The 26,999-nt window shown below is 39.3% G+C and carries 26 protein-coding genes; 4 read left to right on the forward strand and 22 right to left on the reverse strand.

The window, feature by feature from the left end; translation table 11 throughout:
• Position 1 precedes the first annotated feature (1 nt).
• From L1283_RS25985 to L1283_RS26065, 17 genes are all read right to left on the reverse strand, one after another.
• Complete coding sequence (locus L1283_RS25985) at positions 2–682, reverse strand: hypothetical protein (protein WP_429626637.1); 681 nt, start codon at positions 680–682, stop codon at positions 2–4.
• A complete protein-coding gene (locus L1283_RS25990; RefSeq protein ID WP_429626638.1) occupies positions 679–1,338 on the reverse strand; it encodes a hypothetical protein in 660 nt (219 codons plus the stop codon). Before L1283_RS25990 ends, L1283_RS25985 begins: the two co-directional genes overlap by 4 nt.
• Positions 1,335–1,997, reverse strand: a complete 663-nt coding sequence (locus L1283_RS25995) for a hypothetical protein (protein WP_429626639.1) — start codon at positions 1,995–1,997, stop codon at positions 1,335–1,337. Before L1283_RS25995 ends, L1283_RS25990 begins: the two co-directional genes overlap by 4 nt.
• A gap of 33 nt (positions 1,998–2,030) precedes the next feature.
• Positions 2,031–4,511 carry a TraG family conjugative transposon ATPase gene (locus L1283_RS26000; protein WP_429626640.1) on the reverse strand — a complete coding sequence of 827 codons (2,481 nt, stop codon included), beginning with the start codon at positions 4,509–4,511 and terminating at the stop codon, positions 2,031–2,033.
• Positions 4,492–4,791 (reverse strand): DUF4133 domain-containing protein, encoded by a 300-nt coding sequence (locus L1283_RS26005; protein WP_429626641.1) that lies wholly within the window; start codon positions 4,789–4,791, stop codon positions 4,492–4,494. Before L1283_RS26005 ends, L1283_RS26000 begins: the two co-directional genes overlap by 20 nt.
• Positions 4,791–5,105: a DUF4134 domain-containing protein gene (locus tag L1283_RS26010; RefSeq protein ID WP_429626642.1), complete on the reverse strand. Its 315-nt coding sequence runs from the start codon at positions 5,103–5,105 to the stop codon at positions 4,791–4,793. Before L1283_RS26010 ends, L1283_RS26005 begins: the two co-directional genes overlap by 1 nt.
• A gap of 28 nt (positions 5,106–5,133) precedes the next feature.
• Positions 5,134–5,448: a DUF4134 family protein gene (locus L1283_RS26015; RefSeq protein WP_429626643.1), complete on the reverse strand. Its 315-nt coding sequence runs from the start codon at positions 5,446–5,448 to the stop codon at positions 5,134–5,136.
• A 3-nt stretch (positions 5,449–5,451) separates the two neighbouring features.
• Positions 5,452–5,799: a hypothetical protein gene (locus L1283_RS26020; protein ID WP_429626644.1), complete on the reverse strand. Its 348-nt coding sequence runs from the start codon at positions 5,797–5,799 to the stop codon at positions 5,452–5,454.
• Entirely contained in the window at positions 5,796–6,164 is a 369-nt protein-coding gene (locus tag L1283_RS26025; protein ID WP_429626645.1) for a hypothetical protein, read from the reverse strand. Before L1283_RS26025 ends, L1283_RS26020 begins: the two co-directional genes overlap by 4 nt.
• Complete coding sequence (locus tag L1283_RS26030; RefSeq protein ID WP_429626646.1) at positions 6,161–6,796, reverse strand: ParA family protein; 636 nt, start codon at positions 6,794–6,796, stop codon at positions 6,161–6,163. Before L1283_RS26030 ends, L1283_RS26025 begins: the two co-directional genes overlap by 4 nt.
• Positions 6,797–6,823: 27 nt before the next feature.
• Positions 6,824–8,023 (reverse strand): relaxase/mobilization nuclease domain-containing protein, encoded by a 1,200-nt coding sequence (locus tag L1283_RS26035; protein ID WP_429626647.1) that lies wholly within the window; start codon positions 8,021–8,023, stop codon positions 6,824–6,826.
• 80 nt (positions 8,024–8,103) lie between these two features.
• Positions 8,104–8,517, reverse strand: coding sequence for a plasmid mobilization protein (locus L1283_RS26040; protein ID WP_429626648.1), 414 nt, complete (start codon positions 8,515–8,517; stop codon positions 8,104–8,106).
• A 554-nt stretch (positions 8,518–9,071) separates the two neighbouring features.
• Positions 9,072–10,052 carry a toprim domain-containing protein gene (locus L1283_RS26045; RefSeq protein ID WP_429626649.1) on the reverse strand — a complete coding sequence of 327 codons (981 nt, stop codon included), beginning with the start codon at positions 10,050–10,052 and terminating at the stop codon, positions 9,072–9,074.
• Between the two features lie 633 nt (positions 10,053–10,685).
• Positions 10,686–11,552 carry an RteC domain-containing protein gene (locus L1283_RS26050; protein WP_429626650.1) on the reverse strand — a complete coding sequence of 289 codons (867 nt, stop codon included), beginning with the start codon at positions 11,550–11,552 and terminating at the stop codon, positions 10,686–10,688.
• A 139-nt stretch (positions 11,553–11,691) separates the two neighbouring features.
• Positions 11,692–12,600: a helix-turn-helix transcriptional regulator gene (locus tag L1283_RS26055; protein WP_429626651.1), complete on the reverse strand. Its 909-nt coding sequence runs from the start codon at positions 12,598–12,600 to the stop codon at positions 11,692–11,694.
• Positions 12,601–12,874: 274 nt separating this feature from the next.
• On the reverse strand, positions 12,875–13,264 hold the full coding sequence (locus L1283_RS26060) for a helix-turn-helix domain-containing protein (RefSeq protein WP_429626652.1): 390 nt from the start codon (positions 13,262–13,264) through the stop codon (positions 12,875–12,877).
• A 26-nt stretch (positions 13,265–13,290) separates the two neighbouring features.
• Complete coding sequence (locus L1283_RS26065) at positions 13,291–13,680, reverse strand: helix-turn-helix domain-containing protein (RefSeq protein ID WP_429626653.1); 390 nt, start codon at positions 13,678–13,680, stop codon at positions 13,291–13,293.
• 380 nt (positions 13,681–14,060) lie between these two features.
• On the opposite strand from L1283_RS26065, the gene L1283_RS26070 reads away from it, so the two are divergent.
• The 4 genes from L1283_RS26070 to L1283_RS26085 are packed head-to-tail and all read left to right on the forward strand — an operon-like array spanning position 14,061 to position 20,211.
• Positions 14,061–14,456, forward strand: a complete 396-nt coding sequence (locus L1283_RS26070; RefSeq protein ID WP_429626654.1) for a hypothetical protein — start codon at positions 14,061–14,063, stop codon at positions 14,454–14,456.
• Positions 14,453–15,559: a TlpA family protein disulfide reductase gene (locus L1283_RS26075; protein ID WP_429626655.1), complete on the forward strand. Its 1,107-nt coding sequence runs from the start codon at positions 14,453–14,455 to the stop codon at positions 15,557–15,559. The genes L1283_RS26070 and L1283_RS26075 overlap by 4 nt, the downstream gene beginning before the upstream one ends.
• Positions 15,560–15,569: 10 nt before the next feature.
• Positions 15,570–18,824, forward strand: coding sequence for a SusC/RagA family TonB-linked outer membrane protein (locus L1283_RS26080; RefSeq protein ID WP_429626656.1), 3,255 nt, complete (start codon positions 15,570–15,572; stop codon positions 18,822–18,824).
• Positions 18,825–18,834: 10 nt separating this feature from the next.
• Positions 18,835–20,211, forward strand: a complete 1,377-nt coding sequence (locus L1283_RS26085) for a RagB/SusD family nutrient uptake outer membrane protein (RefSeq protein ID WP_429626657.1) — start codon at positions 18,835–18,837, stop codon at positions 20,209–20,211.
• A gap of 78 nt (positions 20,212–20,289) precedes the next feature.
• Here L1283_RS26085 and L1283_RS26090 read toward each other — a convergent pair whose 3' ends face one another.
• The 5 genes from L1283_RS26090 to L1283_RS26110 form a co-directional block, all read right to left on the reverse strand.
• Positions 20,290–20,655 (reverse strand): hypothetical protein, encoded by a 366-nt coding sequence (locus L1283_RS26090; protein ID WP_429626658.1) that lies wholly within the window; start codon positions 20,653–20,655, stop codon positions 20,290–20,292.
• A gap of 706 nt (positions 20,656–21,361) precedes the next feature.
• A complete protein-coding gene (locus L1283_RS26095; RefSeq protein WP_429626659.1) occupies positions 21,362–22,318 on the reverse strand; it encodes a helix-turn-helix transcriptional regulator in 957 nt (318 codons plus the stop codon).
• A 97-nt stretch (positions 22,319–22,415) separates the two neighbouring features.
• Positions 22,416–22,811: a DUF3244 domain-containing protein gene (locus L1283_RS26100; protein ID WP_429626660.1), complete on the reverse strand. Its 396-nt coding sequence runs from the start codon at positions 22,809–22,811 to the stop codon at positions 22,416–22,418.
• A 235-nt stretch (positions 22,812–23,046) separates the two neighbouring features.
• Positions 23,047–24,714, reverse strand: a complete 1,668-nt coding sequence (locus L1283_RS26105) for a tetratricopeptide repeat protein (protein WP_429626661.1) — start codon at positions 24,712–24,714, stop codon at positions 23,047–23,049.
• A 944-nt stretch (positions 24,715–25,658) separates the two neighbouring features.
• Positions 25,659–26,864 carry a tyrosine-type recombinase/integrase gene (locus tag L1283_RS26110; protein WP_429626662.1) on the reverse strand — a complete coding sequence of 402 codons (1,206 nt, stop codon included), beginning with the start codon at positions 26,862–26,864 and terminating at the stop codon, positions 25,659–25,661.
• Between the last annotated feature and the right edge of the window lie 135 nt (positions 26,865–26,999).

The following is a 26,999-nucleotide window of genomic DNA, read 5'->3' on the forward strand; positions in this document are numbered from 1 at the left end:
ATTATTTCTTAATGATGTTGATCTTATATATAATGTCATCCACCAGGCGGACGTCTCGGTTGATGAAATTCTGATAGGGATTTAATGACCTGAATACGCCAATTATTTTTGCCCTGTACATAGACCTTTGCAGGCTATAGGTGAAGGCGCGCATCACCTGTAGTTCAAGCACAATTTTACGTAGCAGGGCATCCCGCTTCTCATAATCCATCAGTACATTCTGTCCTTCCCTGAGGATGAATCCGGATACTTCGGAAACGAGGTTCACGCCACGGTTTTTCATGTTTCCTGCGACATCTTCGGCAAAGAGCAAAAGATGCGGCGAGTCTTTCGCTGTCTGTAGTATCTGTTCACATTCACGGATGATATCCGTGCTGATCTCTGCAATCTGTCTGATAGAGAGCCCGGAACGTAATACCCCGTTGACTTCTGTCAGAGACCTGTGAATGATATCCTGGACGAGAACTACGGCGCTTATATTAACGTTAATGTCATCTAGTTTTTGCCTAATCGAGTTGAGATAGCCATTCTGCGCTGCTTCTGAGGAATAGCGTACGGCTCCGTTCTCATTGACAATAGCCAGATGTTTCGTATCACTGATAACAGCGTAACCTTGACCGTTTGCCCTTTTTATGTTCAGTAGGAGGCTGAGGAATAGGAAAACTAAAATACTTGCTCTCATTTTTTCATCTGTTTGACTTTTGACAGAATGTCGTTCACCAGTTCCCGGTCACGGTTTATAAAACCGTCAAAGGGATTCATAGCGGAGACCATCTTTTTCCTGCTCGAATAAAACATATTTACCGCAAGCCCGTGGGAACTGCCTTCTATAATCCTCAGTTCCCGGATCACATGCCCGAACAGCAATTTTCGGTCACTGGATTTCATCTGGTTGAGATCCCCAAGGCTTAATGCAAGTGCATAGAGATATCTGCTGAGCATGTAAGCTCTACCTGATAGATCGATCTCCGTTTGGAATGCCAGGGCAATGAGCAGAGGATCATCGGATGCAAGCCTGATAATTCTGTCCTGATTTTCGATGATCTTTGAAATCAGGGGACTGGCCTGCAGCGCTATCTGTGAAGCATCTATCGCAAGGCTGAGCATGTGAAAACGGTTTTGCAGGTTTCGGTATTTTTGTTTTAGTTCATCCATTTTGGAACGGTTGACCTGTTCATTGGCCGAGGTAACAGCCTGCCTGCTGCGCGCGGTCGTCTGCCGACCATGTTCATCCTTGCTATGCTGGACCAGTTGATGGAGCAGTTCCACATTGAGCTGCGCATGCACGTAGGCTGAAAAACACAGTATAGCTATGATTAGGATCAGTAGTTTCTTCATGGCTTGAGATATTTGGCATTTCGAATAATATCATCAGCGATCCTTTTATCCGTGTTGATAAAACCTGCATATGGATTGAGGGAATTCAAGATTCCCCGCTGTTTTGCCCAGTACATGGTCCGGTACATGCCATATGCGATGCCCCGAAGAATAATCAACTCATTAACGATTCTGTTGAGCAGTTTGGCGCGTTCGCCAGAATCCATAAGATTGTCTTTTCCCCCCTTGGTGACAAAAGATGCTACTTCTGTGACCAATGCTGTGGCACGCGTTTTAAACTCATGGACTCCCTGCTCGGCAAATAATAGTAGGATAGGATTTGATCCGGCGATATCCATGGCCCTGTTTGCGTCATGGACGATATCAGAACTGATTTCGGTAATATCCTTTATGGCAAGTAGATTGCGTACGACCGCTGATACTTCACTGAGACCTTTATATATTTTGTCCTGAAGGTCATTGACAATGACCAACTGTCCGGTAACGGCAAGCTGTCCACGCTGGATGAGGGTTAGGTTATTGTTCGTGTTATCCAGCTGTCGGTTCATTATGGATGCGTGTGCCGCAGTGGCTGCCGCCACCGCCGGATCAACATAAATCTGTGCCCGAGACCAACTGGAAAACAGGAAAAGGAGCAGGATTAAATAGATTTTTTTCATGTTTAAGAGGAGTTGTTTAGAATCATGGTTTCATTACTGTATAGAAGGTAAGGGAATTCCGGCCTGGTTGACTTTGGAAACGAATGCAGGCAGTGCAAGACCACTGGCCTGCATATCCGAAACAAATGCCTGCAGTGCTTCCTGATAGGTTCCATACAGTTTTACATAGATCTGTACCGCATTTTTCTCGGGTTTTTCTGTTGTATAGCACAGATATTGGTAGATGGACACCTCTACACCATAGACCTCACCGCTATTTCCGCGGCGGATATAAACTTCTTTAAAGCGCCCACGGCCATCTTTATTATCGAGCTGGTTTATGGTAAAGATCTTTCGTTTTTCGGTATCAGTAATAGAGAGCAGTTTGGCGATCTCGTCATAATTTTCCCTGAATTTTCCCTGGTCAAGCAGGCAGATCGTATCAGAGTTTGCTATGATACTATCTTTGACAATCGGGTTGCCCAGAATGTCGCCAAGCTCCTGGGTGACAACGGTTAGCTCGCCCCAAAATTTACGGACCGTTTTATAGAGGTAGAGGATATAGCCCGCCATAATGGGGCTTGCGATTGCTTTCCAGGCTTCTTCCACAATGAGGGCTTTACGGCGGTCTGTCCGGTGTCGCATTTTTTGGAGGAAAACAGACATGATTGATAGGGTAACGATGGGGAAAATGATCTTGTTCTCCTTAATATTGTCTATTTCGAAGACAATAAAAGGTGCGGTGAACAGCGATTGATCGGTCGCTTCGTTCAATAATGTACCAAACTCCTGTCCCGAATAAAACTTACGGAGTACGTAGCGGTATTCGTCCAGATCAAAACTGACCGACTCCTGCTCGGTGATTTCTTTAATCCTTTCGACCGAGTAGATATAGAAAGAATCGAAATCCAGTTTTTCAGGCCTTCGTGGATGCTGTGGACCTGGATCCAGCCAAAAATATTCATAGTAATATGAGGATAGGACATTTGAGATAACGCTGTCCTCAATCTGGGTAAGCTCGCCCTCAGATCCTTTCCATAATAACGCTACGAGCGTTTTTAGGAAGTCTTTCTGTTCCAGATTGAATTCTTTTTGGGTCATGGCAAAAGGGTTCATGGAAAGCGGGTTTTCTTCCGTATAAGTGATATACTTACCTCCGTAATAGCTGCATAGTCCCTGATAACTGTCTCCGGTGTCGATTATCACCACGTCCATGTTATAAAGGCAGTATTGCTCGACGAGCGCATTCATAAAAAAAGATTTCCCGGACCCACTGGGACCCAACGTAAATTTTGAGCGGTTATTGAGCCTTCCGGTCTGCAGGTTTGCCAGATCAATACCAACCGGTAGACCTTGACGGTCTGTAAATCGGACAAGGAAGTCAGAGTCTTCATCCTTTTGTAGGGATTCTTTAAAAAAAAGGCACAGGGCCGCTTCCGAGGTGGTGAGAAACCAGTCGTATTTTTTGAGTTCAATACCATTTCCCGGAAGGGCGGTACGGAAAAGTTCCAGTTGGTTGTAGGCATTTCGAGAGGGGATGATGCCCAGCTGGAAGAGGGAAGCTTCGATATAATTAGCTGCCTTTCCGAGCTTATCGTTATCTGCGCAGAGTACAATGTTGTAATGCGCATTTACGAGAAGCTGGTTTTCCCGTGCTACATCCACCAGTAATTGGTCGATGTCTTCAACGCAGATCAGGTTGGCCGGATCCGGAATACCTGAATGGCGTTTACGCTTGAGTTCGAGTTTGTTCAATGTTAGCTGCTGCGCTGGGATCTCTATGAGCTGGTTATAAATAATGCAACGATATTCTGGTACATGGTGTAAAAAAAAGAGGTTATCAATGGGAAATTCCCGAAGGTTTCCGCCATCCTGTTTATGTGCATAGGTACCAATTGATTCAGGAAGGTCGATGGAATCGGTATTGATAAGGCTGATATTCCGTAAGGAGCGGTCTCCCAAACCCAGTTCCGTGTCGCCAGAACGTATATTTTCCAGAGTAATGTTTTCAGAAGAGAAATCGACGGCAAGGATGCGGGATATGTAACAGCTAATCTCCGCCTCTTTTAACCGTTTGGGACTAAGCTCTGCACCTAGCAGCAGATCTTGAACCTTTTCCATCTGGTGGGCGAAATCAGCGAGTATCTTTGTGTCGTGAACGTAGAATGCGCTCTTTTTTACCTGTTTTGTTATGGTTAGATAGGTGGTGATCTCCGTGTATTCCCGGCCTTGAAAATGATCATCGTACTTCTGTTGGAGGAACTCCCTTTTTCTGTTTCCCTGAAAGGTTTTTCTGGAGAATATATCCTGTTTTTGGATGATATATCCCTCACCGAGGATCTTTACCAGATTAAGGAGCAGGGAATGATAAGTGATGTAAGGAGCTGGATCGGCCCCGTATTGCATCACTGGATTTTGCAGGCTGTAAATGGCTGAGAAGTCGCCTCTTTCACTAAATAGAAGTGCATGACCATTATAATGGTCAATTCCCGCATAGGGCAGTTTAAAAATAGATTTAGGAGAATGGGTCTGCATAGTTTTTCTTGAGGCGTATAGGATGGATAGAAATACCTTTGTTCCGTGTTTTATCGTGCAGGCCGTCTTTCTGTCTGTAGAAGGTGAACGTAAGTCCTGCTGCTATAGTCAGTATGGTTATTATCCCGCCGAGATACATATTTGTCAACGCTCCGGTCAGGCCACCACCAACCAGTCCCAGAACGAGGAAACCGATTCCCCAGCCGATAAACCTGCCTTTGAAGCCACGATAAACAAGGGGCTTTTGGAGCCCCTTGTAGATGGAATACTTTGTCATCATCAAACGCCAAAGAAGGCTTTGATGACGACGGAAACGAGCACAAGAAAGAGACAGGAACCGCCCCATCCCATCAGTTCTTTGTTGATGTCGTTATCACCGGAGTTCCACTTGATGTAAACCCTTACACCGCCCACAATACCTACCACTGCACCAATTGCCAGTGTTAAAGTTGATACAGGATCAACATAAGATGTCAGCGAGGAGGTTGCTGCATCGATACCTAGCGTGCCACCCGCAGTTTGGGCAAATAGGGTGTTTGCTGCGCCGAGGAAAAGCGCTGCGCAAACGAACAGTTTTATTGTTTTTACTGTCATCTGAAATTATTAAAGGATTAGAAAAGGATTAATAGATCCCGTAGAGGGCTTTGAGGAAGGCACCGACAATGGTCAGGAACAGGCAGGAAAAGAACCAACCCATAACCTGGGCGTCGATGTGGTGGGTTTTACCGGATTGCCAGTTGCTGTATATGCGCAATCCACCGAGTATTCCAGATATGGCGCCGATCACTAAAATCAGGTCGGAAAGGCTAAAGTACCATCGGTGCATTTCGCCGGAAACCTGATAGAATTCACTGATACCGGGTTGTGCTGCCGATGTTTCTGACGCCACAAAAAAAAGGACGGCAGTTGCCGTCCATAACATGTGCTTTTTCCACATATTTTAATAGGGTATAGTGCTGGTATGTTCGATGAGATTGTTTTTAGCCAGGTTAAAGAGTTCTTTGATACTTACCGCTCCGGTGGACATCAGTTTGCCGGTAGCCTGTCTTGCTATTTTTGGAGTATTTATTGTCTGGATAGCTTCTTTTTCGATTTTATCGTCCGTTTTTAAGGGTGGTTTTTGGTATTCGATAAGCTGAGGCTGGATATGCTCTTCGAAAATGAGGGTTTCGTCGTTAGTGCCGGAGGGGGATCCTTTATGTGAAATAAAGAGATCATAGAGGAGGTTAATTCCGTAATAAGCCAGATAGGAGAATGTCAGGATTACCAGAAAATTTGTCCAGTTCATAGTTCTGTGTTTTTAAGGGTTTCATTAATGTAATCGGATAGCCAGGGATGCTGGGAGAGATATTGATGGAGCGCATAGATGATAAATCGGTTCATATCCACTCCTTGGGTGAGTTTAATACGTTTGAGCAGATTCAGTGTTTTTTTGTCAACTCTAATGAGGCTTTTTTCTGTCAGTTCAACCTGAAAATTCAACATTTCGTTAAAGAAAGTTGTTGCATTCTCCTGATTGGAAAGAGGATATTTTTTTTCTCTTTTTGAATCTGTAGGGCGTTCTTTTTTTTGTTTCGCTTGGCTTTTCGGGTCGGCATCTCCAGTGCGGAGCTGGTCACGGAGCCTGTCGGCAAGGGATTTGATATCGTTCATTCGGATGTTTGCTTCTTGATATAGTTGTCATAGATCAGACTCAGTATGGGTAAAATGACTGGTAGTACAATTGTTGGTGTCTGAAGTGTGTTTACACGCTGGAAATCTATCCTATCACCAATAATGGGGGTTATGGTACCAAATTTAGTCATCACTCTGTCCACTTCCATTTGGGTATCGTATCTTACGTTTGATTTGATCCGGTTTGGAATAAATATCATCGGCGCCTTGGTATTTATTTTCTTGACGACCATGGCGAAAAGCAGGGTAGAGTCGACCGAAAATTCATCGTAATTAAATGGGCAGAGGATAATGTTACCGGAGAGAATGACCGGTATCAGCAAATCATCATCCATTTTTCCGGGCAGGTCGATCAAAACCATTTCCTTTGTGTTTTTCGTCAGAACTTTGATTAATGCCGGAAACTGAGCGAGATCAACTGCGAGGATTTCGTAGGGCGGTTCGTTCTCCAGAATCTTGGCTTTTTCGTATTTTGATGATACGGACTGTTGGTAATCCATATCTAGGACAGTAACTTTTTCTTCATGTACAGAAGTGAGGTAGTTGGCAAGCAGCAGGGTAAGTGTGCTTTTGCCGGCTCCACCTTTTTGGTTTCCTATTAGAATGACCATAATGCAGAAATTTAAAATTGGTTATTGTTATCTGGTGTTCGTCCGGGCCTTACGCTTGCGCCGTCGGTTTCTGCCCAAAATAGCTTCGTCATCAATATCGTCGGAAATATTGATATCTGGTATTGGGACATCGATTTCCAGTTCGGAGGGAGCGTGCCTTGCGGATGGGATTTCATTTGATGGAGTATCGTCCAGCGAATTATCTGAATGTTCAGATTGAGTTTCATCTTGACGATCGCTGTCGATTTCAGCTTGATTATCTTTATCGGCCAGCTGGATCTCAGATTGTATCTGTTCATTCCTGGACTCATCGGTCTGATCAGGTTTTACAGCAAGAATGTCTTTAAGGACCATAATTTCACCGCCCTTATAAACTGCTCGTTTTGCATGATCGATGAGCGTATAACCATATGGAGGCTTTCCATCTTTTCCATGGAAGATGATCTCCAGACCAAACTTTTTACGAAGAAATTCGGCAAATTCTGAACTATAGCCATGATCCGTATTATTTATCGAGGTGTCATAGATGGATCTATATTTTTCAAAGATCGCCCGGATCTGCGTCATTCTGGCGGTACCTTTCTTTCGCTCGGATATTTTTTGATCGATTTCGCATAGATCAATTGACCCTATATGTTGATCATTTTTATTTATAGTGTAAGCTTCGGCGGTCAGATCAAGTAAATACCCCTTTGTTTCAAGCAGCATCATAAATTGGGCACGGGTAGAAAAATTATAAGACAATGCTATTTCCAGTTGATCTTTTAGCACCTGTTTTTCGTCCACACCCATAATCTGCTCCAAAACCCTATACGCACGCAGCTTTTCGAATCTGTCGGAGATCTTTTTTCCGTTCCTTCCTACACGTGTGGATACCAGATGTACATGGTTGTTGTTTGTGTCTTTATGGAAAATCAGTAAATAGGGCTGCTCTCCGTAACCCATTCGTTCCATCCATTTCTGTGCGATATCTGAAAGTTCTTCTTTGCTGTGCTGTCGTCCTTTGGTGGATATGGCTACATGGAACTGGGGGTATTTGATACGTGTGCTGGAAGAAGAAACCGCTTCCAGGTAATTGATATAATCTTGAGGTCGTAGGTTCTCAATTCCATGAAGCACACCAAAATTTTTGACAAGAAGCAGTTCCCCTTTATTTTTGTCGATTTTGCCCGTATTATAATTTACGGCTTTGAAGGTTGTCGATTTCTTGAGAATTTTGACAATCATGTGAAAACATTGATTGGAACTAGTGTAATAAGTTGTTTCATAGATTTAGAGAAGTAGATTGCGATAGGAATGATTTTCAGTTAGGAAGGCTTCATTGCCCGAAGAATATGACGAAGTTGTTTTTCCAATTCTTGTTGCCGGTGGATGTATTCAGAAAAAAGCTTGTTAAAATCTATCACAATTTGTTCATTTAACAAGCTTTTTTTATTCAGTATATTGGCATGTCGAGCCAGTTGATTGATATTATTTCCTGCTCTTCCTAGCTCAGTACCGATAGCATCAAGGGTATGAAGCAGTTCATTTATGTTGATAGTGACAGGTGCATCTTTGCCGAGCACACGTCTACGTATAAGCTCCATCCGATTCAAGCCGCTGGCTTTCTGGATTTCGATCAATGATTTCAATTCTTCCTCGGTTAGTTTGGCCTTGATGAGATGTATCCGTTTTCCTGTCAGCATCGGTGGTCTACCCGGCTTTTTTTGAGCTTTTTTCATGTCTTGTAGGGGTTGTTCCCATCCTTTGGAAAGAAAAACCGAGTTGCGAAGGTTTTTCTCCCTTTGCCCAGCAGCTCCCCAATAGGGGCGCCGCAGGGTAAAGGCAAGGTGGTTTTCGGGGTACCCGAAAACACAACTTGCAGGTTACAAAACACGAGGGGTTTTGTTGCCTGAGCGAATTATCGGTGGCAGGGCAGCGGAAATTCGCAGGGTAATGTAAGGGTGAGGATATTTTTGCCTAGTAGTTCGTTTGACCAAAAGCTAATTAGCCCATTAGGGAATCAATCTAATATAAATGTTGCTTATTAGCCTAAGGGCTTAATTGCACTACTCCCTAATTACTAATTTGTTAAATAGCCACATTGACTAATGGCCAATTAGCAAAACTGTAATCTATATATGCAGCCTATTGGCCTAATCGCATTATTGCCTAATTGCTAATATGTTAAATAGCCTTATTGACTAATGGCCAATTGGCTAAACTGCAATCTTTATATACAGCCTATTGGCCTAATCAGGAGATAGCCATTGTATAAATAGTCAGCGACAGATAACTATCGTTTGTAGGTAGCTAATACTTTTTCATAGATATGTTCTTCTTCCCATGGAAGTTTTATGGGACGTCTAGCAAGAAGCATTTCGTTATAATCTTTGAAATTTTTATACATATCTGAACGGTCCGTTGCGTGGGGGAGAGCTTTCTCTAATGTTTTAAGTGCCATTTCTCCGGCCGGATCACGATCAAAATAAACCTCGATAGTTGAATAATCAACTGCTTTTTTTATAGCAGCATCTATCAAGTTGACCGAGTTGAGGACAATGATTGAATCTGGAGCTTTTGGATTGTCTTTTTTCCAGCTTAGAAAATCAAGATATCCTTCGAATAAAGCTAGTTTGTCTGGCGATCCTTCATAAAAAGAAATCCCTTTCCGGCCAAGACAAGCTTTGAAATCGAACAGGCCGATTTTATTTCTTAGTTCCCAGCCTCCATTTTCATTCTGCCAGCCAGCTGAAAAGTAGGATTTACCTTTTTTAGGTCCGCCTTCTATACTATAATAAATTTCTTTTATTTTTCCCTGTGCTTCTTCCCAAATACCTCTTATCTTTAGGTATTTTTCGATTGCAGAATTATTTCCAAGGTCTTTGATATCTTGTATCTGATAGTTTTGGAGCAGTGTTGCCTTTTGACGGGGACGCTTTTGCCGATCAGTGTCATTGGACATTACGTTGATTGTGCGGTCCATTATTTCGTTAATCTTCTCGAGTACATCCCTAAACGTAATGGGATGCCAATAGGATAAGGCAAAATCAATAATATTTCCCCCTTTTATCCCTGAGTTATTGGGACCACCGTGATCGAACCATACATCCAACTGATCATTTACACTGAAAGACGGTGTATTTTCTTTACGGAGCATACTCCTATAAAATAGTTCTTTTCCAGATTTATGGGAAGGGTAATGACCCAATCTGGAAAGAAAATCGACCAAAGACACTTCATCTTTGATTTGTGCAGCATTTCGTCTAGTTTCCATAAGCCTGTTGCTGTTTTTTTAATAGTAATTTTTCAGAAATAAGAAAGGGGCAAGCGCCCCTCACTATATATTGTAGTCATGTTCTTTAAAGAAGCATAAGTAATCCGTATCTCTACGTGAAAGGAATTTATAGATTGATGAGTTCGGGAATACACACGTTGGTAAATACATACCTGCCGAAACCGGCTGCCTATGGTTCATCATTGATCTTTTTAATAGATGTTTGACTGCACATAATTTTCGGCTGTTAGACCGAAAATGCTTTTTCCCCCAATGTCAAAGAACGAGTCCTTAGGAGGCAAAATTGGCGAGGCTGGGCATTAGGATTTCACAAGTTGAATAGCTTGGTATAGTTTTTTTTAATATTGTTTTCTGGCAAAAAGGAAAGGAAATAAGGTTGCAATTAGAGTGTTAGGATAGAACTAAGAAAGTAAAATAGGTTTGTTGTGGTAATTGGGTAGCTGCTTGCCTGTCGTAAGAAATTTTTTAAATGATTATGATCGATATCGTTTACCAAGATGGAAAAAATGGTAATCAGTTTTAGTATGGAATTTTTTGGAAAATTTTTGCAATCTATAATCTATTGTACTTATCATATATTGATGGCGCTTAAAAATCCAAATCGATTTTGATCTATTTTATTTTCGATCGGAATTTAAAAGAGTCTTCAATTTGTGATTGGATTGTACTGCGCATTTCGTCCAAATATTTTGTATAACTTATAGTTTTCCTGCGACGTATATCAACGAACATTCGATAAGCCTGGCTCAGGTCTATGTTGAGACTTTCTTCCAGCCATTTTATGATCTCAGAAATTTCTGCTTTGCCATGGTTGATCCGTCCAGTGTAGTAAATACCATAAGCGATTTCTATCAGTTCAACTTTATCTCCGGACCAGGATCTTTTCCCTTTATCGAAAAGACCATTTGCCAAACCATTATATGATTCCTGAATTAATAGTTTGACTTTGCGTATTAAAAAATCACGTAACATTTCATTTGCCCGGAATCTGCCGAATAGGTGATCCAGCTCAGTAGAGAATTCAGGATCAATCGCATTTAGTTCTACACTGGGAGGAAACAGAGATCTATGCCGTCTAAGGAAAAAGATCTGATCCTTGCAGCTTTCATTTTTTAGATAATATTGATAGTGAAAAGCGTGAATTTTAAAAAAGCGATCTATGATAGCGATTTCATTGATGTAATAATTTTTTATCACTTCGTCAGTTCCGATTGGAACAGATGAAATAATATTATGCAGTTCTAAATAGTAAACCTGCCAAGCATAAAACCTAGGTTTTGTATACTTAAAAAATCTGATCTCCTGATCATCGTCTATAAAAGGCTGCATTCGATTCCGTTCTTTCAAAGAAATCAGTGTTTGTTTAATTATAGTGAGCGATGCATTCAAATTTTCGATTGAATCGTTCATTGCCCCATTGATTTCCGTCAATTGTTCAAGCATAATCGAATATTGATTTTCAAATTTTCCTGCTAGCATGATATAGAATAATTAGTACTTGCCTGTTTTCATTTGCAGGTCAAAAATATGCTTGAAGCAAATTTTAACATAGCGTAGGCATTACGTATTTGTGTCCGTAATACCTACGTATTTCTAAGAAAATTCGGTTCGAAAGCCCCTAGGTCACTGTATTTAACTTCTCGAATAATGAGTCTCTTGAGGAAACACCTGTCTTTAGAAATATGCGTTCGATATGCTTATCAACAGTCCGAATTGAAATAAAGAGCTTGTCGGCAATCTGTTGACGTTTGAAGCGATGGCATAGTAATAACACTACTTCAGTTTCCCTTTCAGATAAACCCCAATTTTGGCAATTGTCAGTAATCAGGTTTAAAGAAGGTGCGAGTGAGACATAATTTTGGAGAGTTTCGTTTTCAAGCCGTTTATTTTTCAGCCAATTATGAAGAAGAAGTATGTTTAGTGCAATAGGGCCCAGATTAATGAGGATGGTTTCTAGTTCCTTTCCTCCATTTAAATGTATTATGGGATATATAAATAGCCAACTTAAAATTGTAGCGAAGGCGAATAAATCCATAGATATTTTTCCACCATCTTCCCGTATTTCGGAAATATCGCTGATGTTTTTACCAGCGATTGCTACTAAGGTCATATTATTCAAGAAAGGCACAAGTAAAGAAAAACGGTTAGCAATTTCCAAATCATTACAAATAGAATAAAGAATTGCAAATAGCATAGGGTAAGGTGCTATGAATAGAAAGCGATTACTCCACACTTTTTTAGCATTCTTATTGATTCTGGTTATATTCAATTTTTTGAAATAGAGATAGGGAAGATAGGAGACTGTTATAAAACCTATTGTATTTCGTAGAAAATACTGAAAAGCCAATGTGATTTTAAGATCGGGGTTTGGTATAAGACCGTTTACTACATTGAGTAAAATCAGCATCTTAAGAAAAATAAAATATCCTTTTCGGTCTGTTGCGCTAGGACGTTCTAAACAATAAAGGCCTACAGCGCCAATTAGAATAAATTCAATAATAATAAATCCCAATATAATGGGATGCATTTTAGTACAACCTATTTGCATATCAAATGAATTGTGGCCGAGATATGTTAGGTACGGGTTGTATTTATGATTTTATCAAATCAAGTGTAAAACATACATTATTAGATTTTGTTTGTTATCCAGTGGTATTTCTTAGTAATACCATATATAGGATATTGAGCAAAGAAGGATCTTTGCTCTCTGAGCTCAATTTTGGAACTCTCAAAAGAAGAACATTCAAACTTTCTAAAATCTATTAGATTTTAATAAAACTTTTTCAATACCTGAGATGAAATCATTTTCCTTCTTTCAACGCTTGAATAATTTCATGTTTAAGTGTTTGAAATTTTCGCTCGTAAAGCTCAATTACCTTGTCAACAGGCTCATTGATAATGGTGTTTATATTTGTGTTTACCGAATGACTACCTTCATAGAAATTAGCGGTGCAATAGAGAATAGATTCTTCATTAAATTTTTTTAATCCATCTGGGATTACTCCCAAAGCGTTTGCAATTTCGGCGAGCCTTTCATCATCTATATTTTCGGTCTGTTCTATTTTGCTGACTGCTTGTTTACTTATTCCGCCTAATTTTTCGCCGAGTTGTGCTTGTGTCATACCTCTTAGGCTCCGTACACGTTCTATTTTTCTTCCAATATGGATCTTTTGCTGGTCTAATGGGCTCATAATTTATAGTTTTAAAACAAAATTGATTAATTGATTTTTATCTTCTCTTTTTCAAGAAAATCAAGTAACCGTTCATATAGTTCGACGATTTTCTCATTTGATTCACTATAAGTGATTGTAGAAGCTCCTGCATTATATGTATTGTCGTGAATATCATTATAATGGTTTATATTATATATAACGGCTCTCTCGTCAAATTCTTTTATAATTTCTACAGTCACCCCTAAGAGATCCGCTATTTGCTCTAGAACATCGTCAGGTATATCTTCTTGTTTTTCAAGATCGGACAGCTGTTGTTGTTGCCATCCAAGCTCAGAAGCTAAAGTAGCCTGCTTAATACCTCTAAAAGCTCTTATTCTTGCTATGTTTCTGCCAATATGATTTTTCTTAGGCTTTATATTGATTTTTGATTCCATGATTTCAAATTAAAAGTTATCTCAAATATAGTAAAAGTCAATCAATAATAGGTAAAGGTCAACCGATTTATTTTCTGATTCTATTTATAATTATCGTCCTTTGTTCAGAACCAATTTGCTGAAAGATGAGTAAAAAGTTAGTTTTTAAAAATCTTATTTCTGCCCCTGAGTAGCTCAGAAGGCCCGCTAAAATTTTGGCTCCTTTTGCCATGAACTGCGTAGCGCCAATTATTGTTCCTTGTAACTTCTATTTCACGCGGTTTGGCTCCCTGTAATTAATTTATTGTTGTTGTAACCTATGTTTACAGCAGTCCTGAAAGTCTGATTTTAGTCGGAGAGGGGATCTTATGCTGTATTCAAATGGGTTAAAAGTTAAAGTGATGAACAGTTTCTACAAAAAGTTGCTTGCATTGGATTTAGCATTTTATAAGACCCACGAACTGGGGTATGATCCAATGGTGGATATCGAGGAATTTTGGCAGAAATATGATTTGAAAAGTTTTCAGGATCATATTTTCTTTCTCTTTCTCAGCCAGGATGGAATTCCCGATAATAAAAGAGCTATTTATTCGGCAGAGCAATTACAGGAATTTCTGATGGATCTGCTCCATCTGATCAGAGGTTACTTTGAGGCGCACAATAGGAGAGCGGGCCTAAGTAAAATAGACCTTAAATCCGTTTCAAAATCTAACATGAATGACCAAGAACAAAAACTGAATAAAGAAATTTTTGAGTTTTTCGAACGAGTGTCATCTAACCTTAAAAACAATTTATGAATATTCTAAAATTACTGACGTTGGTCAAAATTATGATATCTCCATTGTTTCTTATGTTTAGTTTATCAGCTTTGGCACAGTCCGCTTTCGAGCGGGCTGTGGCTAAGGTTGAAATTAAACCTTTGGAAGTTGGTGATACAATACCAAAAGCATTGTGGGAAATGTCCATGCCCGTCGTGAACCATCTAGGTGGTAAGCCCTCTATAAAGCTTTCAGATTATAGAGACCATAAACTTATTATTTTGGATTTTTGGGCTACTTATTGTAGCTCCTGTATAGCTAATATGCCCCGTACGCATAAATTTCAAAGTGAAATTGTAGGCGTTGTATTTTTGCCTGTCACATTTGAATCTTTGGAAAAAGTGTCTCCTTTTATTAAGAAAAATTATATTACCGACTCGCTTAATCTTTATTCAATTATCGGAGATACCATACTTAATAAACATTTTCCCCATGAATCCATACCTCATTTTGTATGGATAACAGCAGATGGAAAGGTTCGCTCAATTACACAAGCCCAGCAGGTAACGGAAAAAAATATCCATGAAATGTTAGCATCACCTGGTAAAACAAAACTAGCTCTAGCACAAAAAATAGATAAGAGTGGTGCGCTATTAATATCAGATGAAATATTGGATAAGGGCCTCCAGCAATATTCAATATTCATAAAGGGAGCGAGACCTGAACTGGTGACCGCATTTTTCGAGCGGTCAAAAGACGGTGTTATCTATGGTAGATGTCATACCAATGAACCGTTAAAATCAATGTATGGATCAATCGTAAATGGACTACTCAGACACAAGGGGATTATGTTTAATATGACCACGGATATCATCTTGGATGTGAAAGAACCGGCAAAATTAGATTTTAAGTTAACGGGAATTGATTCAAGGGATTTTAATAGGCAGGAACTGAAGTTCAAATGGGATGAAGAAAATCTCTATAGTTATGATGTTATCCTGCCGGTTGATACATCCGTTCAGCTTTATGAGAATATTTTGTCGCTAATTAACAATTCGACCCCATACGAAGGGATAATCGAAAAACGCAAAATCAACGGCAAAGAAAAATACATGTTAGTTATTAGGGATGATGGACAATAGCTTTAAGATTATGAAAAGTAACTATAAAATATACCTATATTTTTCCGTTTCAATGCTTATTTCATTGCTAGCAGGCTCCGTAAATGGACAAAGTATTATTCCTTGTCAAATCGTGGATCAAAAAAACGGTAAACCCTTGGAATCCATTAACGTGTTTACCGATAATGGAGATGCTAAAGCACGGTTGAAATCAGATAGGAATGGGAAATTCTTTTTAAATTTTACAAAAACCACACAAAGGATCCATGTAAAGATTTCGGCAATAGGCTATTCAAATTTCGATACAGTTTTTAATTTCTTATCAGCATCTAAGAAAGAAGTTGTTATACGGTTACATGAAATCAATACCCAATTGGATGCTGTTGATATAAACGTTTCTACCGGATATCAGACGCTTCCCAAGGAGCGGATCACAGGATCTTTTTCCTGGATTGATAAGAATAAACTTGATGAGCAGGTATCGCCGGATATTCTTGGCAAGTTGGATGGTACGATCAGTGGACTTGTGTTCGATAGAAGTACAAATTCGGAGCCCCGACTAAGCATCAGAGGACTGAGCACCCTACAGCCATCCATGAATGCTCCTTTGGTTATATTGGACAATTTTCCATATGACGGCGATGTCAGCAATATAAATCCAAATGATATTGATAACATAACGATCCTCAAAGACGCTTCTGCAGCGTCAATCTGGGGTGCAAAAGCTGCAAATGGTGTTATCGTGATCACCACAAAAAAAGGAAAATTGAATCAGCCTTTAAGGATGGACTTTGTGGCAAATACAACCGTTTTAGCTAAGCCTAATTTATTTAGAAAGAGACGAATGAGTTCTGCCGATTTTATTGATGTTGAGAAAATGTTGTTTTCAAAGGGATATTATGACAATGATATTGATTCGGATAGTAAACCCGTTCTTTCACCAGTGGTGGAGCTGTTGATTAAAAGAAGGTCAGCATCCCCCTCCGAGATAGCGGCTATCGATAGCCAGATTGAACGGTTAAAAATGCATGATGTTAGAGAGGATTTCGACCGCTATGCTTACAAAAGAGGCGTTAATCAGCAATATGCGCTAGCAATGAATGGTGGTTCAGCTAAGGTGGGCTGGAATGCTTTTTTGGGGAGTGATATCAATATGGATAATCTCGGAAATAAATACAAGCGTGTAAATGCGCGGTTGCAGAACACGATTGCGCTAGCTGATAACCTTAAATTAAATTCCTCATTGGCTTTAACAAAAAGTGCAAGGCAGTCGGGTCGGCAGGGTACCGGCGAGATAACATCGAAGGGAGGTTTTTTGTATCCTTACGCATTATTAGCAGACGAGGAAGGCAATGCTCTTCCAATTCCCAAAGACTGGCGGTTCAGCTATATTGATACATTAGGAGACGGTAAACTTCTAGACTGGAAATATTACCCTTTGGATGATTATAAAAGTAATAACCGAAAAGAAAATATTTCCGATATAATCGCCAACATAGGATTAAATTATGGCTTCTTGAAATGGTTTCACGTAGATCTTATGTACCAGTATGAGCGTCAGACTAATTCAGTGGATCATTTGAGGCGGAATCAGAATTATTTTGTCCGGGATCTTGTGAATGGATTTTCACAATTCGACAGCGATGGTAATCTGGTACGGAAGGTGCCGCCTGGAGAAATAATGGATTATCAGGATGGAACTATAGTTTCCAATAATTTGAGGGGGCAGCTCAGTTTTGACAAAAGATCTGAAAATCATTTATTCAGTGCAATTTTGGGTACTGAAATCAGGGAGTCTGTGTCCTTGGGGCATACAAGTAGGAGCTACGGATTTGACTCAGGTACAATGACATCCGGCGCAGTAGATTATACGATGTCTTTCCCTCACCTGATAACCGGATACCCATTGTTTATTGAAAATGGGATCTATGCGAGTGAAAAGGCCGCTCGGTTTGTATCTGCTTATGCTAATGGGGCGTATACCTACAAAAATACATATACGTTATCAGCCAGTGTCCGAAGAGACGCTTCAAATCTGTTTGGATTTAAAACAAATGATCGCTGGAATCCGTTATGGTCATCTGGTCTGAGTTGGCAAATTTCTAAAGAACCATTTTATCAACATAGCGAAATTGGAAAAGCCGTTCCTTATTTGAAAGCTAGGATCACTTATGGACATAGTGGGAATATACATCCCTCCCTAGCTGCGGTGACAACAATTCGATATAGGGGAAACTCTCCTTATACACAGATGCCATATGCAAGTTTTGATAAATATGCCAATCCCGAGTTAAAATGGGAGACAACAGCAATGCTGAATTTAGGATTAGATTTTGGGTTAAAGAACAACCGTTTGAATGGTTCCATCGAATATTATCGTAAAAATTCTTCGGATCTGTTTGCCAGCGTACCTATCGATTATACTGGCGGGATCGGAAGTACGGTTGTAAAAAATGCGGCAAAGATGAAAGGATGGGGATGGGATATCGTTTTAAATAGTGTTAATCTTGATGGGGAAGTTAAATGGAAAACAGAGTTTAATTTAAGCACAAATCGGGATCAAATAGTTAAATATTATTTGCCTTCTGATAGGGGGAGTAATTTTATGCTGGTGATCCCAACGGTAACTGGGGTTGAGGGTAAACCTGTTTATTCTCTATTGTCCTATAAATGGGCGGGGTTAGATCCTCAGAGTGGTTCGGCCAGAGGCTTTGTTAACGGAGAAGTCAGTTCAGCGTTTACGGAAATCACAGGGCCAAATACAACTGTGAATGATCTTGTTTACCATGGTTCTGCAAGTCCAACTGTTTTTGGATCCGTTGGTAACACTTTTTTGTGGAAAGGTTTTTCTGCAACAATAAGGATTCAATACAAATTCAATTATTTCTTTAGAAAACCTACGATATCCTATAGTTCATTATATGCTAATTGGGAAGGAAATGCTGATTATTCGAAACGCTGGACGCGGCCTGGCGATGAGACCCGAACAGATGTTCCAGCGCAAATCTACCCTGCTTCTGTTCAGGCTGAAGCTTTCTATCAGTTCGCGGAGCCTTTCGTGTTTAAAGCTGACCATATGAGGCTTCAGTATATAAACTTTGCTTACCAATTTGACAAAGGAGCTATGAGACTCCCCTTTGAAAAATTAAAGGTATTTCTGTCTGCAAGCAACTTGGGCTTACTATGGCGCGCAAACAAAGAGGGACTGGACCCAGATTACGCATATAATGATTTAATGATGGCACCACCCGCTACCTGGAGTGGGGGAGTGCAACTTACATTTTAATCCATTGATTATGAAACCAATTAAAAAACTCAGTAAAAGCTTAGCATATCTATTTTTTTTAGGTCTCGTGATGTGCCTTGCTGCATGTAATAAATTTTTGTCTGAAAAACCCGATAAAAGTTTAGCCATTCCTTCGACACTCAAAGATTTTCAGGCACTTTTGGACAATAAAGGTGCATTAGCGTCCGAACCTAACACGGGAGAGATAAGTTCTGATGATTATTACCTTACGCAAGCGGATTGGACATCCTTATCCTCAGAAGCTAATAGGCGGGCGCATGTTTGGGAAAAAGACTATCTGTTCCAAACCAGATCAACCGAGTGGCAGACTTTTTCTACTGCTGTTTATTATAGTAACACTGTGTTGGAGGGATTGGAAAAACTTGATCTTTCGGTCAAGAATTCCATGGAATATAACAACATTAAAGGGCAGGCTCTTTTTTACAGGGCCAAAAATGTTTTTGCCGCTGGTGTAATCTGGTGCCAGAGCTATGATGCCGAGGTCGCTGCCAAGGAACTAGGGCTGCCCTTAAGGCAAAATACGAATTTTAACGAACCTTCTGTAAGATCTACTCAAGAACAAACATATAATCAAATTATTTCAGATCTGATGCAGGCGGTGCCTTTGCTACCGATAGTTCCGGTCAGTCCTGTTCGTCCTTCTAAGCCGGCAGCTTACGCTTGCCTCTCTAGAGTGTATCTTGCGATGGGTAACTATTTGCAGGCGGGCGTTTATGCGGATTCATGTCTGCAATTGTTTGATACGTTGATTGATTATAATACTTTAAGTGGCGGCACCGCTACCTATCCCTTTGTAAGTTTAAACAAGGAGGTCATTTTAGATGCTGGCATGCCTGTCGGGCAGATATTGAATTTGAGCAGGGCAAAAGTTGTCGAAGAACTATATAATCAATATGATGACAATGATCTTCGTAAAACGTTATTTTTCGTCAGGAATGCTGATGGATCGCATGGATTCAAAGGGCGGTATACGGGTAGTGCAAGCTTATTTTCGGGTCTGGCCACAGACGAAATGTTTCTAACAAAAGCCGAATGTCTAACGCGGGGTGGTGAGTGGACTGAGGGAATACAGGTATTAAACAGGTTATTGGTTACCCGATGGAAAACCGGAAAATTTTCACCGGTTACTGCAAATAGTGAAAATGAAGCATTGGAAATTATCCTGAAAGAACGTCGAAAGCAGTTGCTTTTTAGAGGTTTAAGATGGATTGATCTAAAGAGGTTAAATAGAGAAGGAAGAAATATCACATTAAAGCGGGTATTAAGTGGGAAAGAATTTATACTATATCCAAACGATCTGCGCTATGCGCTACCCATCCCTGAAGATATTATTGAATTATCTGGTATGCAACAGAATCCAAGGTAGCAAATATATTTAAGGCATCGGAACATTACCGATGCCTTAAAATTTCGGTTAATTGTCTAATGAAATGGAACCGCCTGCTTACATTTCTGGTTTACGGGAATCAGCATTATCAGCGACTGCATCTGGATCGCTTGGATATTTCGCGTTTAAATAACTCACCAATTGTGAAGTATTGGCAATTGTAGCGTCAGTTACTGTAAAAGTGCATGGAAGTGGCTCATCAACATTTGAACAATTTGGGTCTGTAGAAGGACCGCTTTGCCAATGACTAGCATCATAAATTTGACTTTGACTAGTCCCTGTAAAACGCCAGGTGCTTGCCTTTATAGCAACTGGAGCCTTGTCAGTTGAATCCTTTTCTATAGCTTTCACCATGAAGAATACTCCGAACAATAAAACTAAGGCAGTTACGCCAGCGATCATTTTTGATTTTAACGTTTTCATAACGAATTACTTTAGATTTAAAAATTATTATTTTCTGTATGCCGGTTTTATCTCGCAGGTATACAATCGAGGTTTTCTATTTCGAGGCCGATCGGTTTCCTAGAAATCAAAAGGCCCCTTAACCCGTGAACAAAGCAAATTTTCGAGGATACCACGTTTTGTGATCAATGCATTTTTGAATGCGAGAAAAAGCATAAAATAGAATTGACGGTGCAAAGAGAAACACGATCAAGTGCCGCATCCTTCGAAAACGGGTTAGCATTCCTCCCGTAAGTCGGAAGGATGTCGTCCTGTTGGATCTTGCTATGCGTTTCATTTTCGTTACCATTGTATACATTCCTTTCATTTTACTGAGAGAGGACCTTCGGTCCTTCTTTGTCACATCATGTACTTTTTCGTCGTACCTACGCCCATGTCCCGACATCCGATCTCGACCTGGTTAAGCATACCAACGGATATAGATAGCATCAAGCTTTGCTTTCCTGTCGAAACTTTACCATCGAGAAATGGCCCGTACCTTGGTATGCAGACTAAATCTTAACTATGTTTGAAGTCTCTCTTTGTATTGTTAAAGTTCGCAGGATTTAAGGGGTGGCAGGTAGGACAAAATGCACAAAATGAAGGATAATGTTATCGATAATCAATTGGTTGATGTCAATTTTGTACCACTTTGATAGAAATAATCGAAAGGCTTTTCAATTTTGGATTATTTAAAGCTTGATGGGGGAACTCCGAAATACTTTTTGAATTGCTTTCTAAAACTTTGGAAATCCGAATAGCCGACAAGTGGATAAATTTGGGTAATTGTGATTTTGTTAGTGCTGATCAATGCTTTTGCATGTTTCATACGTACATGAACTAAATAATTATATGGAGTTATATTGAACTCTTGTTTAAATGTTCTGATCAATGTTATTACGGTAACAAAAAAATGATCAGCCAAGGTTTTGTTATTTAGATGAACATCTGCATAATTTTCGTTGATATATTCTTGAACACTATAAACGAGGCTACTATTTTTCTTATCCAACTTTAACTGATAGTGGTTAATGATTGCTTTTATATTTTTTAGAAGGCCAATTTCAAGCAGGGTATAGTCTGTTGTTTCTTTCAGACTAAACAATTTAGAAATGAGATCATGCATTTTTACATCTATAGCAAAAGGAGAGAGATGACCATAGAGTTTATGGTCATTATTCATATTTTTCAAAAATTGTCCTATGCTTGGATAATTAAGATCTTGCCGTTCTAGCCAGGCAGTTCTTGGTATGATGTAGAAAAATTGATGAGTACCTTTGGGGAGATGATAACAGAATTTCCCTTTTCGATTATAGGTTGCATAGCAGGTATTTTCCTCCGCTGTTATAATAGGAAAGCCATCTTCTGTAAAAAAAGACATTCTTCCCTTCAACATGATGAATAGAAAAAGCCTTTTTTTCTGATTGATAAAGCCGGCTTCTAAATCAGTATGCAGTTCGACCGTAGTTAACTCTAGTAGAAAGAGGAAATGGCTAAAGTATTGGTTGTACATGGTGCCCTCACGAAAGACAATCTTCTCAGCTTTTGCATAGGAGAGTTTTATTGTACAAGAGTTTGGCAATTGCCCTGTTATATCCGTAATGACGTTTGGGCTGTTAAATACATGTTGAACCGATCGCAGCATAGTCTGAAAAGATAAGATTTTTGATTTCCATCCCTACGATGTTATAATGATAGTCTAACCACAGACCAGTTATCGATCTGTGGTTAGAAAGGATTATTTACAGCATAAATTCACCTGTCATTGTTCCATTTGATGCCGTGAATGATATTGAATAATTTCCAGCTGGCAAATTGGAAACTGGGATTAGCGACTCGCCAATAAAATTAGAAATAGTGGAAGTATATAGAATTATTCCTAAATCGTTTGCGATGGTGATCTGCACTGATCCCATATCAAAATGGAATTGGGCTTTTATATTGGAATCTTCCATATAGGCAGAAATTGCTTTCACCTCCCTGCGTATTTCACCCGGTTCTATTCTTCCCCTCAGATCTATCTCATCGGATTGAAGATTTAAAACCTTTGTTGAATTGGAAAAAAGCTGGTGATTTTCACTAGCAGAAGTTAATAACGATCCTGCACAAAGTGTGATTAAAAGGGCGAATTTTGTCATCTTAAAAGGATTTTGGTTAAACTTTAAGTGGCAAATTTATTCGCACGATTTTCTTGGCAATTATGAATATAGGTTTATTCTGATTGCATATTGATTATTCTAAGGGTTGTTTTTTAATTAACTGTTTATCAAGCATTAATGATTTTGTCTGTATAGGTTTTTGATGATGCATGCTAGGTGTGAAAATGACTCTAAATACAATTTTCACACTTTCTATCGCCGCACTTATAGGGGGTTAGGCTCGCATTCTATCTATAAATTCAGCAATATCACCCCAGTTATCAATCCCGAGTTTTTTTCGTAGTGTAGTTCGTCGGGTCTGTATGGTATGGGGACTCTGTTTTAATATAAGTGCAATTTCTTTGACACTAAAATCAGCATAAGTGAGGATGGCGATACGGAATTCGGTTTCCGATATTTGAGGATAATTTTTTCTGATTTTCTCTGAGTAAGTTGGCCTGGACTGTTTGAATGCTTGGTGGAGTACATCCCATTGTTCGTCGAGCGAACTTTGACCATAAACAATGGTATTAAACTGATTTAACATTAAGCCACTTTCTGTTGAACTTCGGCCTTTTTTTGCTATCTCATCATTCAGTTTTAAAATTTTTTTTGTTACATCAAACCTCCATAGAAGCTCCCTTCTGAGATCTACTTGGTGTTGCTGAACTCGTGATTCAAGATCATTATTCATTTCATTCAATGTTTGCATTTTACCCTGTATAGCAAGTTGGTTATTTTTCTGTTTTTGCCAGTAGAGAAAGAATGAGGTAATTCCCGCAATAACGATCCCCATTAATATGATGAGCCAGCGCTGTCTTACGGAAATAGATTTATAGTATCGTTTTTGTGCCTGTTCATAGTTGTATTGTTTTTCTATTTTGTATACCGACTGTTGTTCTCTTTCCTTCATGATGTGGGTAAGGGTCTGCATACGATCAGATTGATAGTCGAATGCTGCATAAATATTATGATTGGCTTTTTCGAAATTGATTAAAAAGCTCAGTATACTTGCGTGCAAATAATTATCCTTTACAGTGATTAATTCATTTTTTAGCCTCTTTGCATAATATTCGACCGAATCCTTTAAAGACATTTTATCATACAATATGGCGAAGTTTAAATAATACCTGGGGAGTTTTGTACTGTCATTGTTTAATGAAAATGAAAAATGTAGGTATTTTTTTGCCTGTTTGAAATTTTTAGTTTGTTCGTAGGCAACGGCAAGGCTTTCTGAAAGTTGTCGTAGCAGGGCTTTGTTACTGATGTCTGTCGCTATTTTGATTCCCTTATTGAAATAATGAAATGCACTGTCGGAATTGCCTTTGAACAAATACATCCGACCTATTGAACTATAGGAAATAGCATTTTTAGCTGGTTTTTCTTTATAGTAATTAGCGGCCCTCTGGTATTTAACAATTGCTTTATCGTATTGGCCTTGCTCTGAAAGTAGATCACCCATGTTAAACGTAATGAGTCCCAAGGTTTCGGCGTCTGACGTTTTTTTTGCGTATGATTCTGCATTTTTATAGTATCGCATTGCTAAATCATATTTCTTTTGACTTCTTAAAACAGTACCTCCATAAAAGTTGGCTAAAGTTGCATGTTTAGTCGTTTTATTCCGAAAATATGCGATTGCTTTAAAAATGAGGGTATCATCCTCAATAGAAAGATAATTTTTATGGTATATCTGGGTATGTGTTACTAGGTAACGCATGTATTGCTCATTGTTTAAACTGTTTTCCGGATCAGAGATCGAGTCGATTAATTGCAAAGCCTCTGCAGGTTTTTCATCGGCCAATCGGCTTGCCTTATCCAACAGCAATGAAGCCGGATTTTGTTTACAGCTAAAGAATAACATCTGCACTAAAATGAAAAGGGCAACGGGATACAGTATTCGCATAGTAGATTTATTTTTTCAATTCAATAACTGAAAGAAGGCTCTTAACGGATCAGTTTTCGGGTTTATATTATATAATTAATATACGATTTTAATTATTGTGTTTTATAGAAAGTTTTCAGATTTTAAATGTAGTTTGTTAAAGAAAAATTTTTACTAGTAATATTCTTATAAAAAAAGCTAAGAAATAACAAATTTCTGATGGATTTCGGAAAGTATAGAGGCAGTGACAATCGATCTAAGTAATATTTGTGATGAGGAAAATAATTGAGGTAGTAAGCTGAAATTCAATGGCTATTTTTCCGTCAAAGGATATTTATTATAGGTTTCGGAAGCAGCAGATTAAAAGTCTTCTGCTTTTTTCTTTTTTTCTAAGATGCTTCATCGATTCGTAAGTCCTCCATCAATTTCTAATTCTTCTGCTGTTACAATTGAGATTTTGCCATGCAAAATTAATTTCTTCTATCATCTCTGTTGAAGTTGACGCTGCTTTGAAGCCAGAACCAATCGGTTTCTGTAATACTCCTCGATAATTGTTTGCTTTCATTTTTTATTTGTTAAGACAAATTTAGGAGGCATTCAGTGATTAGACTTTGTTTAAACATCCTAATTAGCTTTGTTTAAAAGGTCAGGCGGAATAAGCTAGTTTACATTTATTATATTTTAATTTTATTAAATAAAATAGCTGCTAAAGCGAGAGAGGCAACAACAACTTCAGGCTGAAGCCTAATTGGCGTGAAAATCTAAACTGATGTCTCCAATAGATTCTTCAAATCCTGCTCAAAATGATACTGAAAGGAAGTATGCTGGCCAGTACCTTAGCATACTTTTTTCAATATTATTTTCTTTCATGGAATCTTAGTTCTAATAACCTTTTACTTTAATCACTGGGGCAGATGATTCCGATTCCAACGACGAATTTATAAATTGACCAAAACAATTTGAGGCTAAAAGTCAATTGTTTTTTTCTTCATAATTGTATTGTCTATGATCAAATCCCTTTTGTAGGCTTCGAATGCTGCCCTGTCTCTGTGACCGGTTAACGTCATTATCTGGTTGTCATCAAATCCAGCTGTAATCAATGAAACCACACGCGTATGTTTCCATGAGTATAACGTATAATTATGGTCTAATTCAAGTTGCTCTTTAATCTTTTGGTACCTTCTTCTAAAATAATCTTCATATACCTGATCAGGTGAAACTGTCTGGCCTTTCCCAAAGATAAAGTGATTCAGGTTGGCTTTATCAATTCCCATTTCCAGGATAAGTTCGTGAAGTTCGTCACAGATAGGGACAAGCCGGTCACCTGTTTTTCCATTTGGCCCGGGAACCTTGATCTGACGTGATAACAGGTCAATGTCCTGTACCTTTAGATGCCGGATTTCCTTTGGCCGCATGCAGGAATAAAAAATCCATTTCGAATAATTATAAATCTCGGGATCTTTTTGAAGTTCAGATTTTACTTTTTCGGCTACAATTGGCGAATAATACTTATTTTTCTCTGCCCTGTCTTTTTTGATGATAAGGTCAGACAGGTCGATTTCGTATTTTATGGACCGATTTTGTTTCTTTTCAAGTTTGGCAACCCTTGTGAAGAACTGGCTCATGAATTTTGCGTGATTGTTATAAGTCCTGGGAGTCCATTCTTCTTCAAAAAAATAGTAGTCCAGAAAATCCTGGATGTGTCCATCGTGAAGTGCGGAGCAGGGGATATGGGGATCGTCCATGGTTTCCACATATTTTTTCAGGTTGTTCAGAAAAGATACGTATGTCCGGGTGGTGTTTTCGCTCAGCCCACATTTTCGGCCATATTCCAAGAACTTTTCTGAGGCTTCCGGTACTGTCCAGGGTTTTTGCTTTTTCCGTTCGCTCTCGCGGCTTAAAAGGTTCTCTTGTTCACTGATCTGCTGGCAGAGGATCTCCTGGGGCAGAAAAGGGTTGAATCCGAAAGCCAGAGCGTAATCTATGTCGTCCCTGAGCTGCTGCGCGGCCAGTTCCTTTTCCTCAGGGTCATGGATGTAGTTGATACCGTCCCTGACATAGAATTTTCTGAATTTTCCCGTCCGGCCGGGGATCTGGTATTCATAGACTACTCTCCAGTCCCCGTTTGCTGCCCTGACGATCCGCGCGTTCTTGAACTGTCTTGTTCTCATGAACCGCTTTCTACCGGATTTTAAACTTGGTGCTGTTTTTGGATCAAGCAGAATTCTTGGGGGAATACAAAAAATTTCCTAGTTTAGTTTGCTTAATACAGATATCCCTTGCAAGACGCCGAACGTAAATTACTA

Origin of the sequence: Sphingobacterium sp. HSC-15S19 (assembly GCF_050433745.1) — a bacterium.
Classification (GTDB): Bacteria; Bacteroidota; Bacteroidia; order Sphingobacteriales; family Sphingobacteriaceae; genus Sphingobacterium; species Sphingobacterium siyangense.

Excerpts from the sequence above, each read along its gene's own strand:
- L1283_RS26000 (WP_429626640.1), bottom strand. The coding sequence starts at position 4,511 with ATGCAGACCCATTCTCCTAAATCTATTTTTAAACTGCCCTATGCGGGA.
- L1283_RS26035 (WP_429626647.1), bottom strand. The coding sequence starts at position 8,023 with ATGATTGTCAAAATTCTCAAGAAATCGACAACCTTCAAAGCCGTAAAT.
- L1283_RS26110 (WP_429626662.1), bottom strand. The coding sequence starts at position 26,864 with ATGAGAACAAGACAGTTCAAGAACGCGCGGATCGTCAGGGCAGCAAAC.
- L1283_RS26070 (WP_429626654.1), top strand. The coding sequence starts at position 14,061 with ATGAACAGTTTCTACAAAAAGTTGCTTGCATTGGATTTAGCATTTTAT.
- L1283_RS26030 (WP_429626646.1), bottom strand. The coding sequence starts at position 6,796 with ATGGTCATTCTAATAGGAAACCAAAAAGGTGGAGCCGGCAAAAGCACA.
- L1283_RS26105 (WP_429626661.1), bottom strand. The coding sequence starts at position 24,714 with ATGCGAATACTGTATCCCGTTGCCCTTTTCATTTTAGTGCAGATGTTA.
- L1283_RS26090 (WP_429626658.1), bottom strand. The coding sequence starts at position 20,655 with ATGAAAACGTTAAAATCAAAAATGATCGCTGGCGTAACTGCCTTAGTT.
- L1283_RS26040 (WP_429626648.1), bottom strand. The coding sequence starts at position 8,517 with ATGAAAAAAGCTCAAAAAAAGCCGGGTAGACCACCGATGCTGACAGGA.
- L1283_RS26020 (WP_429626644.1), bottom strand. The coding sequence starts at position 5,799 with ATGAACTGGACAAATTTTCTGGTAATCCTGACATTCTCCTATCTGGCT.
- L1283_RS26005 (WP_429626641.1), bottom strand. The coding sequence starts at position 4,791 with ATGATGACAAAGTATTCCATCTACAAGGGGCTCCAAAAGCCCCTTGTT.
- L1283_RS26075 (WP_429626655.1), top strand. The coding sequence starts at position 14,453 with ATGAATATTCTAAAATTACTGACGTTGGTCAAAATTATGATATCTCCA.
- L1283_RS26025 (WP_429626645.1), bottom strand. The coding sequence starts at position 6,164 with ATGAACGATATCAAATCCCTTGCCGACAGGCTCCGTGACCAGCTCCGC.
- L1283_RS26015 (WP_429626643.1), bottom strand. The coding sequence starts at position 5,448 with ATGTGGAAAAAGCACATGTTATGGACGGCAACTGCCGTCCTTTTTTTT.
- L1283_RS26060 (WP_429626652.1), bottom strand. The coding sequence starts at position 13,264 with ATGAGCCCATTAGACCAGCAAAAGATCCATATTGGAAGAAAAATAGAA.
- L1283_RS25995 (WP_429626639.1), bottom strand. The coding sequence starts at position 1,997 with ATGAAAAAAATCTATTTAATCCTGCTCCTTTTCCTGTTTTCCAGTTGG.
- L1283_RS26095 (WP_429626659.1), bottom strand. The coding sequence starts at position 22,318 with ATGCTGCGATCGGTTCAACATGTATTTAACAGCCCAAACGTCATTACG.
- L1283_RS26050 (WP_429626650.1), bottom strand. The coding sequence starts at position 11,552 with ATGCTAGCAGGAAAATTTGAAAATCAATATTCGATTATGCTTGAACAA.
- L1283_RS25985 (WP_429626637.1), bottom strand. The coding sequence starts at position 682 with ATGAGAGCAAGTATTTTAGTTTTCCTATTCCTCAGCCTCCTACTGAAC.
- L1283_RS26065 (WP_429626653.1), bottom strand. The coding sequence starts at position 13,680 with ATGGAATCAAAAATCAATATAAAGCCTAAGAAAAATCATATTGGCAGA.
- L1283_RS26100 (WP_429626660.1), bottom strand. The coding sequence starts at position 22,811 with ATGACAAAATTCGCCCTTTTAATCACACTTTGTGCAGGATCGTTATTA.
- L1283_RS26055 (WP_429626651.1), bottom strand. The coding sequence starts at position 12,600 with ATGCATCCCATTATATTGGGATTTATTATTATTGAATTTATTCTAATT.
- L1283_RS26085 (WP_429626657.1), top strand. The coding sequence starts at position 18,835 with ATGAAACCAATTAAAAAACTCAGTAAAAGCTTAGCATATCTATTTTTT.
- L1283_RS26045 (WP_429626649.1), bottom strand. The coding sequence starts at position 10,052 with ATGGAAACTAGACGAAATGCTGCACAAATCAAAGATGAAGTGTCTTTG.
- L1283_RS26080 (WP_429626656.1), top strand. The coding sequence starts at position 15,570 with ATGAAAAGTAACTATAAAATATACCTATATTTTTCCGTTTCAATGCTT.
- L1283_RS26010 (WP_429626642.1), bottom strand. The coding sequence starts at position 5,105 with ATGACAGTAAAAACAATAAAACTGTTCGTTTGCGCAGCGCTTTTCCTC.
- L1283_RS25990 (WP_429626638.1), bottom strand. The coding sequence starts at position 1,338 with ATGAAGAAACTACTGATCCTAATCATAGCTATACTGTGTTTTTCAGCC.